The sequence below is a fragment of the Rhodococcus sp. SB1D genome (assembly GCF_048573875.1).
Classification (GTDB): domain Bacteria; phylum Actinomycetota; class Actinomycetes; order Mycobacteriales; family Mycobacteriaceae; genus Rhodococcus_F; species Rhodococcus_F qingshengii.
In genome coordinates this window covers 267,542-282,287 of record NZ_JBMAIQ010000001.1, presented here as the reverse complement: position 1 = coordinate 282,287, position 14,746 = coordinate 267,542, and the positions used below count along the sequence as shown (strand labels likewise).

Genomic DNA, 14,746 nt, shown 5'->3' with positions numbered 1-14,746 from the left:
CTCAGAACGGCCAGGCAGGGAGAGTCGGCAGCCCCACCCTCGTCGGCCTCCCAACCAACCAGGCCAAGGTCTCCGCGTCGGACAGTGACGGCACTCGTACACCCGGGACCGCCGTCTCCAGTGCGCCCAACTGACTGGCGAGAGTGAATTCCACGAACTCGGCAGGCCAGTCGTGGCAGGTGTAACCGATGTCGAGGTCCATCAGGTGAATCTCGATCTCGTTCCAGCGCAGGATCGGTAGATCGAATGCCGTCACAGGTTTGCGCCACGGCACCGGTGTGTCCAGTCGATCTGTCGGGATCTCGCACAACGCGTCGACCAGCCTCGTTCCCGAGAAGCGGTAGTCGAGGGCCAACAATTCAGCCGGGCGATCTGCGCCCTCTTCGATTGCAGCATTGCGCGCATCCGGCCCCCCTGGATACATCTCCCCCGATTCGCCGCCCTGCACGCCGGCAACAAATCTGCCCAGCGCGTCGGCGTTGCGCGACATGTGCGTCACGACGTGTCCCCGACTCCACCCGGGGAGCCCGGAGGGCTCCCGCGCCTGCTCTTCGGTCAGTGCACCGATGAGAGCCTGTGCCTTGACGTCGGATTCACGAACTGCTGCGACCAGGTCGGCATACGTCGGCGTTACGGAGTGAGACGTCATGCAGCGATACTAGTTCCCTTCGCGCACTCTCATACCGATTCACGACAAGGTCCACCACTCCCGGATCGACGCCGAGCGGTTCGGTCACACCATCGGCTCCTGCAGCGTGCAACCTTTCGTGGAACAGCCCGTGCGCGAGGAGGTACGAGGCGACAAAAACTCGCTTCGCGCCGCGAACGCGTGCTGCTGCAACAACATCGGCTACCTTCGGCTCCCCGGTCGCGATGTACCCGATGTCGACACGAGTCCCCGCCGCTTCGGCAAGCATCAGCGCAGCACGCTCGACGTCTCGCAGCGCCCGCGCATCGGACGACCCGGCGGCAGCAAGCACTGTCGCGTCACCCGGATTCCACCCCGCTTCGGTCAAGCGCCGAAGCAACACGCGTGCAAGCGCCGGATCGGGTCCGAGTGCGGGCGTCACACTCACAGCCGAGTGCTCACTGAGCGTCACTTCGCGTCGAACATCGGTGTGAACGTGGTAGCCGGACGCCAGGAACGCCGGTACGAGAATCGCTCGCCCCGGAGTGTCCCGGAGGACTTCCGAAGGTGACGGACCGAGCACATCGACAAAGGCAACGCGCGTGCGTCCGACGCGCGTGCCGACGGCGTCGGCCAGTGCGGCAACCATTTCCACGCCACGTGCACTACGCGTGCCATGAGCTACCAGGACGAGGACATCGTCATCGCGTTGCATAGTCACCGGGATTCTGTACGTAGTCGCCGGGGTCGAGGGCAAGTCGATAGCCCCGCTTGACCACCGTCTGAACGGCTTTGGGCGCGCCGAGGCACGCGCGCAATCGGGCGACGGCGGTCTCGACGGCGTGGGTGTCCCCGCCGCCGCCGGGAAGAGAAGCCAGCAGTTCGTCACGGGAGACGACTCGACCGGGACTCGCACCGAGAGTGCGGATCAACGACATCGCAGCCGGCGGCAATTGCTTCACTTCACCGTCCACGACTACGCAACCGCCGCGAATGCTGATTTCGTGTTCGCCGGCTTGAATCTTGTTGGCTCGCTGCGGGAGTTCGTCGACGATGTGTCTCGCGAGCGCGCCCAGACGTGCCCGCGCCGGGGCTGTGGTCGGTACATTCAAGGCTTCGAGCGGCGCCGAGGTGACCGGGCCGACGCACATGGCCGCCACCGGACCCCGCATCGCGTCGAGAATGTCGCCGAGATCCCCGGTCTTGTCGGCTCGCATCAACATCGAGGCTACGGCCGGTGCACTGGTGAAACTGACGGCGTCGATTCCGGCTGACGCTATGGCGTCGATCATCCGGTCGAGCAGCGTCGGATCCTCCGGCGGTTCCCATCGATAGACGGGCACCGCGATGACCTCGGCGCCGGCCTCGCGCAACACCTGACAGAAGTCGGGAATCGGCTCCCACTCGGTGGTCGCACCATGCAGTTGAACGGCGATCCGCTTTCCCGAGACACCTTCTGCCAGAAGATGTTCGAGCACCTCGGCGGAAGACTCGGATGCCGGGGACCATTCCTCACGAAGGTCGGCCGCGCGGATTGCTCCCTTGGCCTTCGGTCCTCGCGCGAGCAGACGAGCCGAGCCCAACGCGGATCCGAGATTTTCCGCCTCACCCCACCCGTCGGCTGCTTCCAGCCAACCCCGGAATCCGATCCCGGTGGTGGCGACAACCACCTCGGGAGGATCCGAGATGATCTGCTGTGTCACCCTTTCGAGCTCACGGTCGTCGGCCAACGGAATGATTCGAATCGCCGGAGCGTGAACGACATCCGCTCCCCGACGAGTCAGCAAGGTCGCGAACTCCTCGGCGCGGCGCGAAGCAGTGATACCTACCGTGAATCCAGCCAACGGCATGTCGTCACTCACGAGACTGCATCGGCGACAGTCGAGCGAACACCCTGCATCTGCAAGCTGTGTACCTGAACGACTCCAGCCCACACGCGAACGCCGTACACCGGCAGCGCAACCGACGAGTCGTCCAGCGCCCGGCCGTCGACCAGCGAGAACGCCTGCTTGAGCAGTGGCGAGACCACGATCGGTTCACCGTCCCGGTCGCCGACGAGTCCGCGAGACATCACCGCGGCGCGGCCGTACGGATCGAAGTTGCTGACAGCCCGGAGTGTGCCGTCCTCGAGTAGGAACAGTGCCACCTGCTCGCCGCCGCGAAGAAGCACGGCAACTCCGCGTCCAGGGATCAGATGGCTCAGCGGGCAGGCCGACGTCCATTCGAGTCGATCCGAATCCAGCTTGGCGATCTGCGCATCGATGACACTCATCGAAGTCCTCCTGTCGATCCGGCGACAACGTCGCGCGGGTTCTTGTCTACGTTTCTACGGATCCCGTGTTTCCCACGGGTTACGCGACTATTACCGGCGCGTGGGGATGCTCGGCATACCCATCAGGACCGGAACCTTGCGCACTCCGGTCTCGTCGAACACAACCGTCGGGTCGGCTTCTTCCGGTGCGTTGACGAACGAGACGAACCTCGACAATTTCTCCGGATCACCCAGCACACCGGCCCATTCGTCCTGGTAACCCTCGACGTGCTTGGCCATCAGTGCCTCGAGTTCTTCGCCGATACCCAGGCTGTCTTCACAAATCACGGCCTTGAGGTGATCAAGTCCGCCTTCGAGTGATTCGACCCACGGCGCCGTGCGCTGGAGGCGATCGGCAGTACGGATGTAGAACATGAGGTAGCGGTCGATGTACTTGACCAAGGTCGCGTCGTCGAGGCCTCCGGCAAGCAACTGAGCGTGTTTGGGCGACTGTCCGCCGTTACCGCCCACATACAGATTCCAACCGTTCTCCGTCGCGATGACGCCGACGTCCTTGCCTCGCGCTTCGGCACATTCACGGGCGCAACCCGAGACGCCGAACTTGATCTTGTGCGGCGAACGCAGACCGCGGTAGCGATTCTCGAGGTCGACGGCCATACCCACCGAATCCTGGACACCGTAGCGGCACCAACTCGAACCGACGCAACTCTTGACCGTCCGGAGGGACTTGCCGTACGCCTGACCCGATTCCATCCCGGCGTCGACGAGGCGCTTCCAGATCGCGGGCAACTGTTCGACGCGGGCACCGAACAAGTCGATGCGCTGACCGCCGGTCACCTTCGTGTACAAGCCGAAGTCTCGCGCCACTTCTCCGATGACGATGAGTTGCTCACCCGTGACCTCGCCGCCCGGCATCCGAGGTACCACGGAGTACGTACCGTTCTTCTGGATGTTTGCGAGGAAGTGATCGTTGGTGTCCTGCAACGACGCCTGCTGGCGATGCAGGATGTGATCGGAGTCCGTCGATGCCAGAATCGAAGCGACTACGGGCTTGCAGATGTCGCAACCGGCGCCCTTGCCGTACTTGGCGATCAGCGCCGAGAAGGTTCTGGTCTGCGTCGACTGGACGATCTGGAACAACTCGGCCCGCGACTGCGCGAAATGTTCGCACAGTGCCTTCGACATCACGACGCCGGAATCGGCCAGCAGCTGCTTCACGGTGGGAAGGCAACCGCCACAGGTGGTTCCGGCGCTGGTGCACGCCTTCACCGAAGCGATGTCGCATGCGCCGGCTGCGATTGCACCGCAGATGGCTCCCTTCGTCACGGCGTTGCACGAGCACACCTCGGCGTCGTCGGGCAGCGAGCCTGCACCCGGCTTCTCCCCCGCAGGCGAGATCAATGTCGCCGGGTCACCGGGTAGTTCGCGACCGACCAGCGGGCGCAGCGACGCGTAGGCCGATGCGTCACCGACAAGAATGCCGCCGAGCAGGATCTTCGCGTCGTCGGAGACCACGAGCTTTGCGTACGTCCCCTTGGACGCGTCGCTGAGGACGACTTCGAGGGCGCCCGGTGAGGTCGCCATCGCGTCACCGAAACTGGCGACGTCGACGCCCATGAGCTTGAGCTTGGTGGACATGTCCGCGCCCGGGAAATCCGCGGCGCCGCCGAGCAGACGATCGGCCACGATCTCGGCCGTCGTGTAACCGGGAGCGACCAGACCGTAGCAACGGCCTTCCACCGCAGCACATTCGCCGACTGCGTAGACGTTCTCGTCCGAAGTCACGCAGCCGAGGTCGGTCAGGATGCCACCGCGCTCCCCCACTGCGATCCCGGCGTCGCGGGCCAGCTGATCACGCGGACGTACTCCGGCGGAGAAGACGAGCAGCGCGGCATCGATGGTGGAGCCGTCGGAGAGTTCGACCACGATTCCGTTGTCGGCCTGCGAAATTCCCGCCGTCCCGACACCGGTGTGGACAGTGAGCCCGAGTTCGGTGACGAGGCGAGCGAGCAGTGCGCCGCCACCCTCGTCGACCTGCATCGGCATCAATCGCGCATTGTGCTCGACGACGTGTGCCGTCATCCCCATGAGCGAGAGAGCATTTGCGGCCTCGAGTCCAAGCAAACCTCCGCCCACCACGACGCCGACAGCGCCAGGACCAGCCTTCTCAGCGGCGGCCCGGATACCGTCGAGGTCGTCGAGGGTGCGGTAGACAAAACATCCGTCGCCGTCGTGCCCCGGCACGGGAGGCACGAACGGATACGAACCGGTCGCCATCACCAGAGCGTCGTAGGAGATCGTCTCGCCGGTTGTCGTCGTGACCGTGCGTGCATCTTTGTCGATCGAGAGCGCGCCGTCCCCCACTCGGAGATCGACCAGGCCGTCACCGACGTAATCGTTGCCGGCCAGTGCCAATTCCTTGGGGTCCCACGCTCCGACGTACGAGGACAGCCCGACTCGGTCGTACGCTGCGTACTGCTCGTCGCAGAGTACGGTCACCGACCAGTTGTTCGCTTCGTCGCGCGAACGCAGTGCCTCGACGAATCGGTGTCCGACCATTCCGTGTCCGATGACAACAACCGACTTGCTCATGACGCCTACTTCCTGAGGTACGAGATAGTTCTGAGATTCTGCGGACCGCTCACGCCGTGACTGCGACCTTCGCCTCGTCGACGTCTGTGGTCAGCGTCGACGGCTTGCGCAGGAAGACGAACCAGGTGACTGCGATGCAGGCGATGTAGAAGGCCAGGAACACCCAGAAGGCCATGGTCGCCGACTTCGCGGGGCTGCTGTACGACGCGCGCAGCACCAGGTTGATGCCGACGCCGCCCAAACCGCCTACCGCACCGGCAAATCCGATGAGAGCGCCGGAGATACTGCGCGACCACGTCGCCTTCTCGCTTCGATCCATGTGGTCGAAGCTCTGAGCCTTCGCCTCGAAGATCGCCGGGATCATCTTGTAGACGGATCCGTTTCCGATGCCGGAGAGCAGGAACAGAGCGATGAATCCGAGAACGAATGTCACCATGATTCCGGCGCTGGCGACGCCGGCGGTGTTGTCGTCCATCGTTCCGGCCGTCACGAGTATCGATGCCGCAAATGCCATGGCGACAAACGTCCACATGGTGATCTTGCCGCCGCCGATCCGGTCGGCCAGTTTGCCGCCGAGGGGGCGAGCGATCGAACCGAGGAGAGGGCCGATGAAGGCGATCTGTGCTGCATGCAGCGCGGCCGCGGCCGGAGTGGCACCGCCGGCGAGGAAGTTGATCTGCAGAACCTGACCGAAGGCGAAGCTGAATCCGATGAAGGAACCGAACGTACCGATGTACAGGAAGCTGATCACCCACGACTCGGAGAACTTGAGTGCCTTGGCCATCGAGCGCAGGTCCGACTTCTGGTTGCCCAGGTTGTCCATGAACAGCGCGGCACCGACGGCAGCGGCCGCAATGAACACGAGATAGACGGCGCAGACGATCCACGGAGCGCGGTTACCGACGGTGGCGATCACCAGCAGACCGATCAGCTGAATCATCGGCACACCGATGTTGCCGCCGCCGGCATTGAGACCGAGCGCCCACCCCTTGAGGCGTTGCGGGTAGAAGGCATTGATGTTGGTCATCGACGACGCGAAGTTGCCGCCGCCGATACCTGCAGTGGCCGCTACCAACATGAACGTGGTGTACGACGCACCCGGGTTCATCATCAGGTAGAGCGTGAGAAGTGTTGGCACGAAGAGGAACAGCGCACTCATGACGGTCCAGTTACGACCGCCGAACCGTGCGGTGGCAACCGTGTAGGGAATACGGAGGACCGACCCGACAAGTGTGGGCACTGCGACGAGGAAGAACTTTCCGGCCGCGTCGATGCCGTAGATATCCGTCGGCATGAACAACACCATCACGGACCAGATCGACCAGATCGAGAAGCCGACGTGTTCGGCTACCACTGACCAGATCAGGTTCCGCTTCGCGATGTCCTTGCCGCCGGATTCCCAGGCGTCGACGTCCTCTGCATCCCAATGCTCGATGTAATGACTCACCAGGGCCTCCTGAATATGTTGGAGACCCAAAGGTAGAAAACGGTTATTGCGCCGGTGCTGCGTGCGATGACCGCGAAGTCAATTGATCCTCACCCGGTAACAAGACCGGGTGTGAGCTAGTTTTTCGCAGGTGCGTGCCAGGAATCCTCGAGCATCCGAGGCTTGCATGCCTGGTAGGCGCCCAGGAGCACCACGATCACAGCGACGACGAGCAGGCCGAACGGCGCAGCGTATCCACCGGACACGTCGTGAAAAACGCCGAACAGGAGCGGACCGAGGCAGGCAACGGAGTAGCCGATGCCCTGGGTGAAGCCGGACAGTGCCGAGGAACCGATGTGCGAACGAGTACGCAGGTTGATCAGTGTGAGCGACATCGGGAACGTGCTCGGACCGAGGCCCAGGACGACAACCCATACGACCGGCGCCGCCATCGGGGCAAAGTACAGCCCGCCCATGCCGACCAGGTAGCAGACGGCACACGCGATCACGACAGGGAAGGGATTGGCCATGCGAGCGCACAGCGTCGGTGCACCGAAAGCTGCGACGAGCCCGATCACCGAGAACATTCCGACCATCGTTCCGCCGAAGGCATCACTGGCTCCGGCGTCACGAAGGATCGAGGGAATCCACGTGAACATCGAATACGTGATCAGTGAGGTCATGCCGAACATGCCGGCCATCCCCCAGGCCACGGGAGAACGCCAGACCTGACCGCGTGGCTGTTCTGCCACTGCCGCAACCGAATCCGATGCATTCTCGACGGACCCGGCTTCGTTCGCGCGAGCCTTGCGCGAGCGAGCGAGGGTGATCAACCACGGCACTGCTGCGGCGAAGCCGAAGGCGGACCACCAGCCGATCGAGAACCGCCACCCGAAGGCGTCGGCGACCGGGACTGCGACGAACGCCGGAACGATGGTGCCGATCTGCACGGCCACGATGTAGACCGAACTCATGGTGGCGAGGCGATCCGAGAAGTACCGCTTGACCAACGGCGGGATCACGACATTGCCGATTCCCATGCCTGCCAGTGCCAGAGCCGAGAGGGCCAGCAACGACCATGTCTGAGACATCATGGCGCGCAACAACATTCCGACGCCGGCCATGAGCATCGCGACGAGGGCCGTTCGCTCGAGCCCGATACGTTTCGCGATGGCGGGAGTGATGAGACCGAAGATGGCGAACATTGCGGTCGGAACCATGCCGAAGACACCGACGATCGAGGCGGAGAAGCCGATCTCGTCGCGAATCTCGGCCGCCAAGGGCGAGAACGAGGTCACCGCAAGTCGAAGTACGAGCGCAGACATCGCAATCGCAGCGAAGACGAGCACACGGCCTTGTATCAACGAGCGGGTTTCGGTTCTCTCCAGTTGAGCAGTCACCGGCAAATCATAGGATGACCGGACGAACTCGCACAAGCGCGGTAATCTAACGTCACATTCACACCACTTACCCGGACCCGAGGAAACAACCACGTGCAACCCGTTCGACGCGCAAGTCTCATCTCGCAGGTCACCGAACAACTCCGCAACGAGATCCGGAGCGGAACCTGGCCGATCGGTTCCAAAATCCCCACCGAACCGGAACTGTCGGAGCTGACCGGGACCGGTCGCAATACCGTGCGCGAGGCGGTCCAGGCGCTCGTACACGCCGGAATGCTGGAACGTCGTCAGGGATCGGGCACCTACGTCGTTGCTGTCTCCGACCTCGGTGGCACTCTCGGCAACTACTTTGCCGGTGCCCACCAGCGGGATGTACTCGAACTTCGGCGCGCACTCGACATCACTGCAGCCACCCTCGCCGCCGCACGGCGAACCGAAGACGACATCGCCGAACTGACGCGGCTACTCGAGCTTCGCACCGCGTCATGGGAGGGTCAGGACGTCGACGCTGCCACCACCGCGGACGTCGCCCTGCACCGAGCAATCGTCGCGGCCAGCCACAACGAGGTCTACCTGGAGTTCTACGACTCCCTGCTCCCGGTCATCGAGACCACGATCCAACAGCACATCGATGCAACCGGCGAAGGATTCCACTCGCAGCACGCGAACCTCGTCAACGCTGTCGTCGACGGGAACACCGTGGCCGCCTCGAACGCCGCACGCGAGCTGTTCGAGGGCCTGGTCTCGGACTTCGGTACCGGCGCCCCGATCTAGAGCAGCAAGCGCACGATGTCGGACGTACGGGCCAACCCCGGGAACGCGTCCGCCGTCGAGCGAGGATGCAGAACATGAACCGCCAAGCGGAACATCACCGCACGTAGAAGCATCTGCGGCCACTCGGGGAGATCTTCCCACCGGCCGACCAGTGCCTCGTCGGCACCGCCCCACGAGATCGCGTCGACCACAGCGACGGCGGCGGCCCACGCAGCCGGCCGCCAATACGGCGTGATGTCGGTGATTCCGGGCGCCATACTGCCCGAGAACAGCACTGTCCCGAACAGATCGCCGTGCACGAGCTGGTCCGGGCTCTGCACCGGCTTACGCAAAGTAGCGAGCCCGGCGATCAGTTCCAGACTCTTGCGACCGTCAGGAGTGGGCGTCTCGAGTTGCTCGACGCCCTTCGCGATCCTCAGCGGAACCGTTTCCCATGCCGCGCGATCAGCGGCGACGAATACGTCGACCTCGGCCCACGGCGGCACGGGCGGTTGCGCAAGGAAGCGCGGACGCTCGAGCGAGGCCGTCGCCGCATGCAGTCGGCAGGACATCGAGACCACTTCGTCGTGACGTGGTTCCGGCGATCCGACGATGAAGGTGTCGGCACGCCAGCCCGAGACGACGTAACGACCGTCGGTCGAACGCACCGGTCGAGCCAGCCGAACGCCGTCGACTTCGAGGTTCTCTCGCACCTTCGCCGACCACGCTGCGCGGGCATGATCCGCGACTGCTGAAAGGACGACGTCTCCACACAGCCACCCGCCGTCCCAATCCGCACCGAGTGGGATGGGATCGACTTCACGGAGGCCGAAGGTGGAGCACACGTGCTGGGGAGGTTGGCCTGTGCTCACACCCCAACGCTACCGGTGCGCGGCGCCGCCTCCCGCGAGGCGCGCCTAGTAGACCGGCAGACTCGCATCCACCTGGTTCGCCCAGGCGATCGCGCCGCCTTGAACGTGGACCGCGTCGGAGAAACCGGCGTTCTTGAGAAATGCCAATGCCTCGGCGGAACGAATGCCGGTTTTGCAGTACAGCACTATCTGCTTGTTCTGCGGCAACGTCGCCAGAGCTTCACCGGACAGGATGCGGTCCTTCGGGATCAGCACGGCCCCCGGCAGATGCATGATGTCCCATTCAACCGGTTCTCGTACGTCGACCAGCTCGATCGACCGTCCCTCGCCGATCATGGCCTCCAGTTCGGGCGCCGTGATCGTCGAACCGACAGCAGCGGCACTCGCCTCTTCGGACACGACACCGCAGAACGCGTCGTAGTCGATCAAGGCGGTGACCGGCACGCGGGTCGGATCACGCTGAAGGCGGATCGTCCGGAACGTCATCGCAAGTGCGTCGTAGATCATCAGGCGTCCGAGAAGCGGTTCGCCGATCCCCGTGATGAGCTTGACCGCCTCGGTCGCCATGATCGAACCGACGGTCGCGGGCAGGACTCCGAGCACACCACCCTCGGCGCACGAGGGGACCATGCCTGGCGGCGGCGCCTCCGGGTAAAGATCGCGATAGTTCAGTCCCGCGCCGTCCGGGGCGTCTTCCCAGAAGACCGAGACCTGCCCTTCGAAGCGGTAGATCGAGCCCCACACGTACGGCTTTCCCGCGATGACGGCAGCATCGTTGACGAGGTACCGCGTCGCGAAGTTGTCCGTACCGTCCAGGATCAGGTCGTACTCGGAGAACAGTTCGACCGCGTTGGAGTTGTCCAGGCGGAACTCGTGCAACCGGACGTCGACGTGCTCGTTGATTTCGAGAATCGACTCCTTCGCACTGAGCGCCTTCGGGCGTCCGACGTCGGAGCGTCCGTGAATCACCTGACGCTGCAGGTTCGACATGTCGACCTCGTCGAACTCGACGATCCCGATGGTGCCCACTCCTGCGGCCGCGAGGTAGAGCAGTGCCGGTGAACCCAATCCACCGGCGCCGATGAACAGGACTCGTGCATTCTTGAGCCGCTTCTGACCGGTCATGCCTACGTTCGGGATGATCAGGTGCCGGCTGTATCGGGCAACTTCCTCCCGGCTCAACTCGGCTGCCGGCTCCACCAGTGGTGGCAATACGACGGGTGTTGCAGACACCGCGAAACACTCCTAGTTCAAGACGAGATCAGGGATTCTCGATCCGGTCACGCTCGGGGGTACGGCCACGGATTGAAGCGGCACGTGAGTCCGTTCATCGGAACGACGCCCTCGGGATCAAGCCTAGCGATGTCGTTGTTCGCGGTTCCGAAGGTCTGCTGCATCATGATCGGTGCGAGTCCGCCTTCGGTCTCGCACGGCTGATGAGCGGCGTATCCGATGGCATGGCCGACCTCGTGATTGATCTGATACTGCCGATACGAGCCGATGTCGCCCTGGAACGAAATGGCGCCTCGCACCCATCGCGGTTCGTTGAGCAGGACTCGGTCCATGCTCGGGTTGTAGCAGGATCCTTCGAGTTCGATTTCGTATCCACAGCCTTCGCGGATCGTCATCTGTGAGGTCAAGGAGATCCGGAAGTCCGGCTCGCCGGCGTCGACGCGCCGGAACGCGACCTTGGGATCGTTGGTCCAACTCTTCGGATTGGCCAGTGTCTGGTCGACCATGCGTCCGTACGATTCGTCTCCGCCGAAGCCGGTCGTGTCGACGCCGTCCTCGATCTCGACCGTGTACGTGAACTCGCGTTCGGTTCCCTGTCCGACCTTGCCCGTCGTACCTGGTACGACGTGCCACGTTCCACCCCCCGCGACGGTGAACGGACCACCGTCGGGAAGGGCACCGGACGGTATCGACGAGGCAAAAGTTCCGTCTCCGGCCGGTGGGGCACCGATGACATCGGTTCCGTCGGTGCTGTGCGCGAGGTCGGCGGTGGCCGACGTCTTGCTCGCGGAGTCTGTGGCGTCCGGCCGTACCGCATCGACGATCACAAGAATGGTGAGCACCACGAGAACCGGAATCGCGTAGGCCCGCCAACCGTAGGTCGAGACGAAGCGCCCAAGCTTGCTCTGCTTTCGCGCTGCCCGGTCCGGTCGCGGATTACGCGGGGTTCGGCCCACTTCTCGTTTGGTCGGATCCCATTGGGCGCGCAAAGGCTGATGGGAGGAAATGCCGCGATAGTCGCGTTCGCCGTAGGCACGATCATTCGGCACCTCCGGCCGACGTTCGTCGCGAGGCGCTCCAGTTCCGCTACGCATTCGACGTTCCTCACGTTCAGGGTTCTGCGTAGTTCGTCCACGCATGCGCGGTCCCCCTGGGTCAGTCACGTCGTCCAGAATCTCACACACGGCAAGTCGCTCGCCCGGGCTGACCGAAACTTGCTGGTCCTGGCGTGTCATGGCAGCCCGTCCTGTAACGAGAAAGACCGCTGGTCTCGCTCACCGAGGCACGCGCGACTCGCCCGGGCGACACACGGTATCGTTCATTCGGCTACGACCGGTGTGACGGAGGATACTGGCGGGTACGCACACGCGACTCGCGGATCCGCGCGCCGACCGAATTACTTTTGCTCAGATTGGAAGCGACATGACAGAACTCGCGGATCGGACTGACTCCGATCGCGGTACAACGGCTGGCAAGCCTGCCGGAACACGTCGCAGCACCCGCCTCCCCCGCGATGCGCGCCGCCTCCAGCTCCTCGCAGCTGCAAGTGAGGTATTCGTTGCGAACGGGTACCACTCGGCCGGCATGGACGAGATCGCCGAATGTGCCGGTGTCAGCAAGCCAGTTCTGTACCAACATTTCCCAGGCAAACTCGAACTGTACGTCGCAGTCCTGCAGAGTTACGTCGACAGCCTCATCTCGGGTGTACGCCAGGCCCTGCGATCGACGACGGACAACAAACAGCGTGTCCGCGCCGCGGTCCAGGCGTTCTTCGACTTCGTCGACAACGACTCCCAGGGCTTCCGCCTGGTGTTCGAGTCCGACATCATGGGCGAACCACAGGTCCAGACACGCGTCGAACAAGCCACCGAAGCCTGCGTCGACGCCGTGTTCGACCTGGTGAGTCAGGATTCCGGACTCGATCCGTACCGCGCGCGCATTCTTGCGGTCGGTCTAGTCGGTGCCAGCCAGTTCACTGCGCGGTACTGGCTCGAAGCCGCGCGGCCGATCCCGAAGGAAGAAGCCGTGGAAATCACCGTGACCCTCGCGTGGGGCGGTCTCTCACACGTGCCGCTGCAAGCCGAAACGAAGTAACCGGAACCCGAACGAGAATGGGCGGGCAGTCTCACGACTGCCCGCCCATTCTGCTGTTACAGCTACGCGTCAGACGGTAGGCGCGAATCCGACCTTGCGGATATCGGACGGACCGATCTCCACGTACGCCACACGAGAAGCCTGCACCAGGAACTTGCGGCCCTTGTCGTCGACGAGAGCCAGAACCGGCTCGCGGCCACCGAGGACAGCCGCGACCAGTGTCTCGACCTCGTCAGGGGTCTGTTCGCTGTTGACGATGAGCTCACGCGGGCTGTCGATTACACCGATCTTGACCTCCACGGTCAACCTCCGAACTGTTCGTGAATTACATCCGTTGTCGACGCAAGGCTAATGCAGCAACGACCGCCCACGCTCCTCTGCACGCTGTGCCCAGAGCGAACAGGCACCTAGACGAGTCCGAGAATCGCCATCCGCTCGGCATGCTTTGCCTGCATGCCGTCGAACAACGCGACAACTCCGTTGAGGTCGCCGGAGGCGGAGATCACCAGATCGGTGAGATCCTCACGCTGCGCCAGCACGAACTGCGCCTGCGTGATTGCTTCGCCCAGAAGACGGCGTCCCCAGAGCATCAACCGGTCCTTGGCGCGAGTACTGGCCTCCACTGCTGCCTTCACCTCGAGCACCACGAACTCCGAGTGGCCCGTCTGGGACAGCACGTCCTCTACGATTTCCGCGACATCCGCCGGGAGGGAGTGCCCGATCTCGCGATAGAAGTCGGCAGCGATTCCGTCGCCGACGTACGCCTTCACGAGCGATTCCAGCCACGTCGACGGTGTCGTCGACGCGTGGTAGTTGTCGAGAGCTCGAACGAACGGGTCCATGACGGCGAAGATCTCGTGGCCACGTTCCGTCAACGCCGTTTCCAGAGTCTCGAAGTGGTCCATCTCGGCGGCGGCCATGCTGGCGAACGCCACCTTGCCTCGCAGGTCCGGTGCCATTTGTGCGTCCTCCGCCAAACGGTAGAACGCCGAAATCTCGCCATACGCGAGAACGGCAAACAAATCGATCACGCCAGGGTGATCGGAAGCGACTCGGCCTCCGGTTCCAGCGTCCGTCGAAGCATCAAGATCGTGTGCGCCCATGACTACGAACTGTAGTGCTTCGACGGCCGACGCGACCGGCAAGGACCGCATGTCCGATTCGGTGATCTTCGACATGTCATCGCGAGGGACGGACAACGTGCAGCTACAATGGTCTTGGGAGTTCGCCAGTTCCCCCGGGCCATTTGGTTAGCCGGGACGGCTGTATTCACACGAACCCCACCGATAATGTGCGCGCACCTGCATCGACGGTTGTCGCCCGCTTCGCCGAGATCTCCGGACGGTTCGAATTCGTCCGAGTGGAATTCAGTGCTGAGGCGTAGGCATGACCGAAGAAAAAGAGGGCATCGACATCGGCCGACTTACGGCCTGGCCCCTTACCTTGTGCGTGCGTACCGCCACGAGGAAAGGCTAG

The 14,746-nt window shown here is 63.5% G+C and carries 14 protein-coding genes; 2 read left to right on the top strand and 12 right to left on the bottom strand.

Annotation, left to right across the window (positions count from 1 at the left end):
* Position 1 precedes the first annotated feature (1 nt).
* The 7 genes from ACN50D_RS01340 to ACN50D_RS01310 all read right to left on the bottom strand — a co-directional run bounded on the left by ACN50D_RS01340 (position 2) and on the right by ACN50D_RS01310 (position 8,318).
* The gene (locus ACN50D_RS01340; protein WP_007731241.1) at positions 2–649 is read right to left on the bottom strand and encodes a maleylpyruvate isomerase family mycothiol-dependent enzyme; all 648 of its coding nucleotides are present in this window, start codon (positions 647–649) and stop codon (positions 2–4) included.
* Positions 594–1,343: a sirohydrochlorin chelatase gene (locus tag ACN50D_RS01335; RefSeq protein ID WP_166502929.1), complete on the bottom strand. Its 750-nt coding sequence runs from the start codon at positions 1,341–1,343 to the stop codon at positions 594–596. Before ACN50D_RS01335 ends, ACN50D_RS01340 begins: the two co-directional genes overlap by 56 nt.
* The gene (locus ACN50D_RS01330) at positions 1,330–2,490 is read right to left on the bottom strand and encodes a uroporphyrinogen-III synthase (RefSeq protein ID WP_003942336.1); all 1,161 of its coding nucleotides are present in this window, start codon (positions 2,488–2,490) and stop codon (positions 1,330–1,332) included. The genes ACN50D_RS01335 and ACN50D_RS01330 overlap by 14 nt, the downstream gene beginning before the upstream one ends.
* Complete coding sequence (nirD, locus tag ACN50D_RS01325) at positions 2,487–2,900, bottom strand: nitrite reductase small subunit NirD (protein WP_003942316.1); 414 nt, start codon at positions 2,898–2,900, stop codon at positions 2,487–2,489. Before nirD ends, ACN50D_RS01330 begins: the two co-directional genes overlap by 4 nt.
* A 90-nt stretch (positions 2,901–2,990) precedes the next feature.
* Complete coding sequence (nirB, locus tag ACN50D_RS01320; RefSeq protein WP_211920447.1) at positions 2,991–5,492, bottom strand: nitrite reductase large subunit NirB; 2,502 nt, start codon at positions 5,490–5,492, stop codon at positions 2,991–2,993.
* A gap of 49 nt (positions 5,493–5,541) precedes the next feature.
* A complete protein-coding gene (locus ACN50D_RS01315; protein WP_085989607.1) occupies positions 5,542–6,942 on the bottom strand; it encodes an MFS transporter in 1,401 nt (466 codons plus the stop codon).
* Positions 6,943–7,055: 113 nt separating this feature from the next.
* Positions 7,056–8,318, bottom strand: coding sequence for an MFS transporter (locus ACN50D_RS01310; protein ID WP_019747810.1), 1,263 nt, complete (start codon positions 8,316–8,318; stop codon positions 7,056–7,058).
* A 93-nt stretch (positions 8,319–8,411) separates the two neighbouring features.
* Here ACN50D_RS01310 and ACN50D_RS01305 point away from each other — a divergent pair, with 93 nt between their 5' ends.
* On the top strand, positions 8,412–9,092 hold the full coding sequence (locus ACN50D_RS01305) for a FadR/GntR family transcriptional regulator (protein WP_003942319.1): 681 nt from the start codon (positions 8,412–8,414) through the stop codon (positions 9,090–9,092).
* Here ACN50D_RS01305 and ACN50D_RS01300 read toward each other — a convergent pair.
* From ACN50D_RS01300 to ACN50D_RS01290, 3 genes are read right to left on the bottom strand one after another with little or no spacing between them, the layout of a single operon-like run.
* Positions 9,089–9,943: a TIGR02569 family protein gene (locus ACN50D_RS01300; protein ID WP_007731227.1), complete on the bottom strand. Its 855-nt coding sequence runs from the start codon at positions 9,941–9,943 to the stop codon at positions 9,089–9,091. The two genes, ACN50D_RS01305 and ACN50D_RS01300, sit on opposite strands and share 4 nt — an antisense overlap.
* 45 nt (positions 9,944–9,988) lie before the next feature.
* Positions 9,989–11,176 (bottom strand): adenylyltransferase/sulfurtransferase MoeZ, encoded by a 1,188-nt coding sequence (gene moeZ / locus ACN50D_RS01295; RefSeq protein ID WP_003942292.1) that lies wholly within the window; start codon positions 11,174–11,176, stop codon positions 9,989–9,991.
* Positions 11,177–11,223: 47 nt separating this feature from the next.
* On the bottom strand, positions 11,224–12,225 hold the full coding sequence (locus tag ACN50D_RS01290) for a DUF3152 domain-containing protein (protein WP_211920606.1): 1,002 nt from the start codon (positions 12,223–12,225) through the stop codon (positions 11,224–11,226).
* A gap of 373 nt (positions 12,226–12,598) precedes the next feature.
* On the opposite strand from ACN50D_RS01290, the gene ACN50D_RS01285 reads away from it, so the two are divergent.
* Entirely contained in the window at positions 12,599–13,270 is a 672-nt protein-coding gene (locus ACN50D_RS01285) for a TetR/AcrR family transcriptional regulator (RefSeq protein ID WP_003942309.1), read from the top strand.
* Positions 13,271–13,339: 69 nt separating this feature from the next.
* On the opposite strand, the gene ACN50D_RS01280 is transcribed toward ACN50D_RS01285, so the two are convergent.
* Both ACN50D_RS01280 and ACN50D_RS01275 read right to left on the bottom strand, forming a co-directional pair.
* A complete protein-coding gene (locus ACN50D_RS01280; RefSeq protein WP_003942312.1) occupies positions 13,340–13,570 on the bottom strand; it encodes a DUF3107 domain-containing protein in 231 nt (76 codons plus the stop codon).
* A 107-nt stretch (positions 13,571–13,677) separates the two neighbouring features.
* Complete coding sequence (locus ACN50D_RS01275) at positions 13,678–14,373, bottom strand: ferritin-like fold-containing protein (protein ID WP_029255047.1); 696 nt, start codon at positions 14,371–14,373, stop codon at positions 13,678–13,680.
* Between the last annotated feature and the right edge of the window lie 373 nt (positions 14,374–14,746).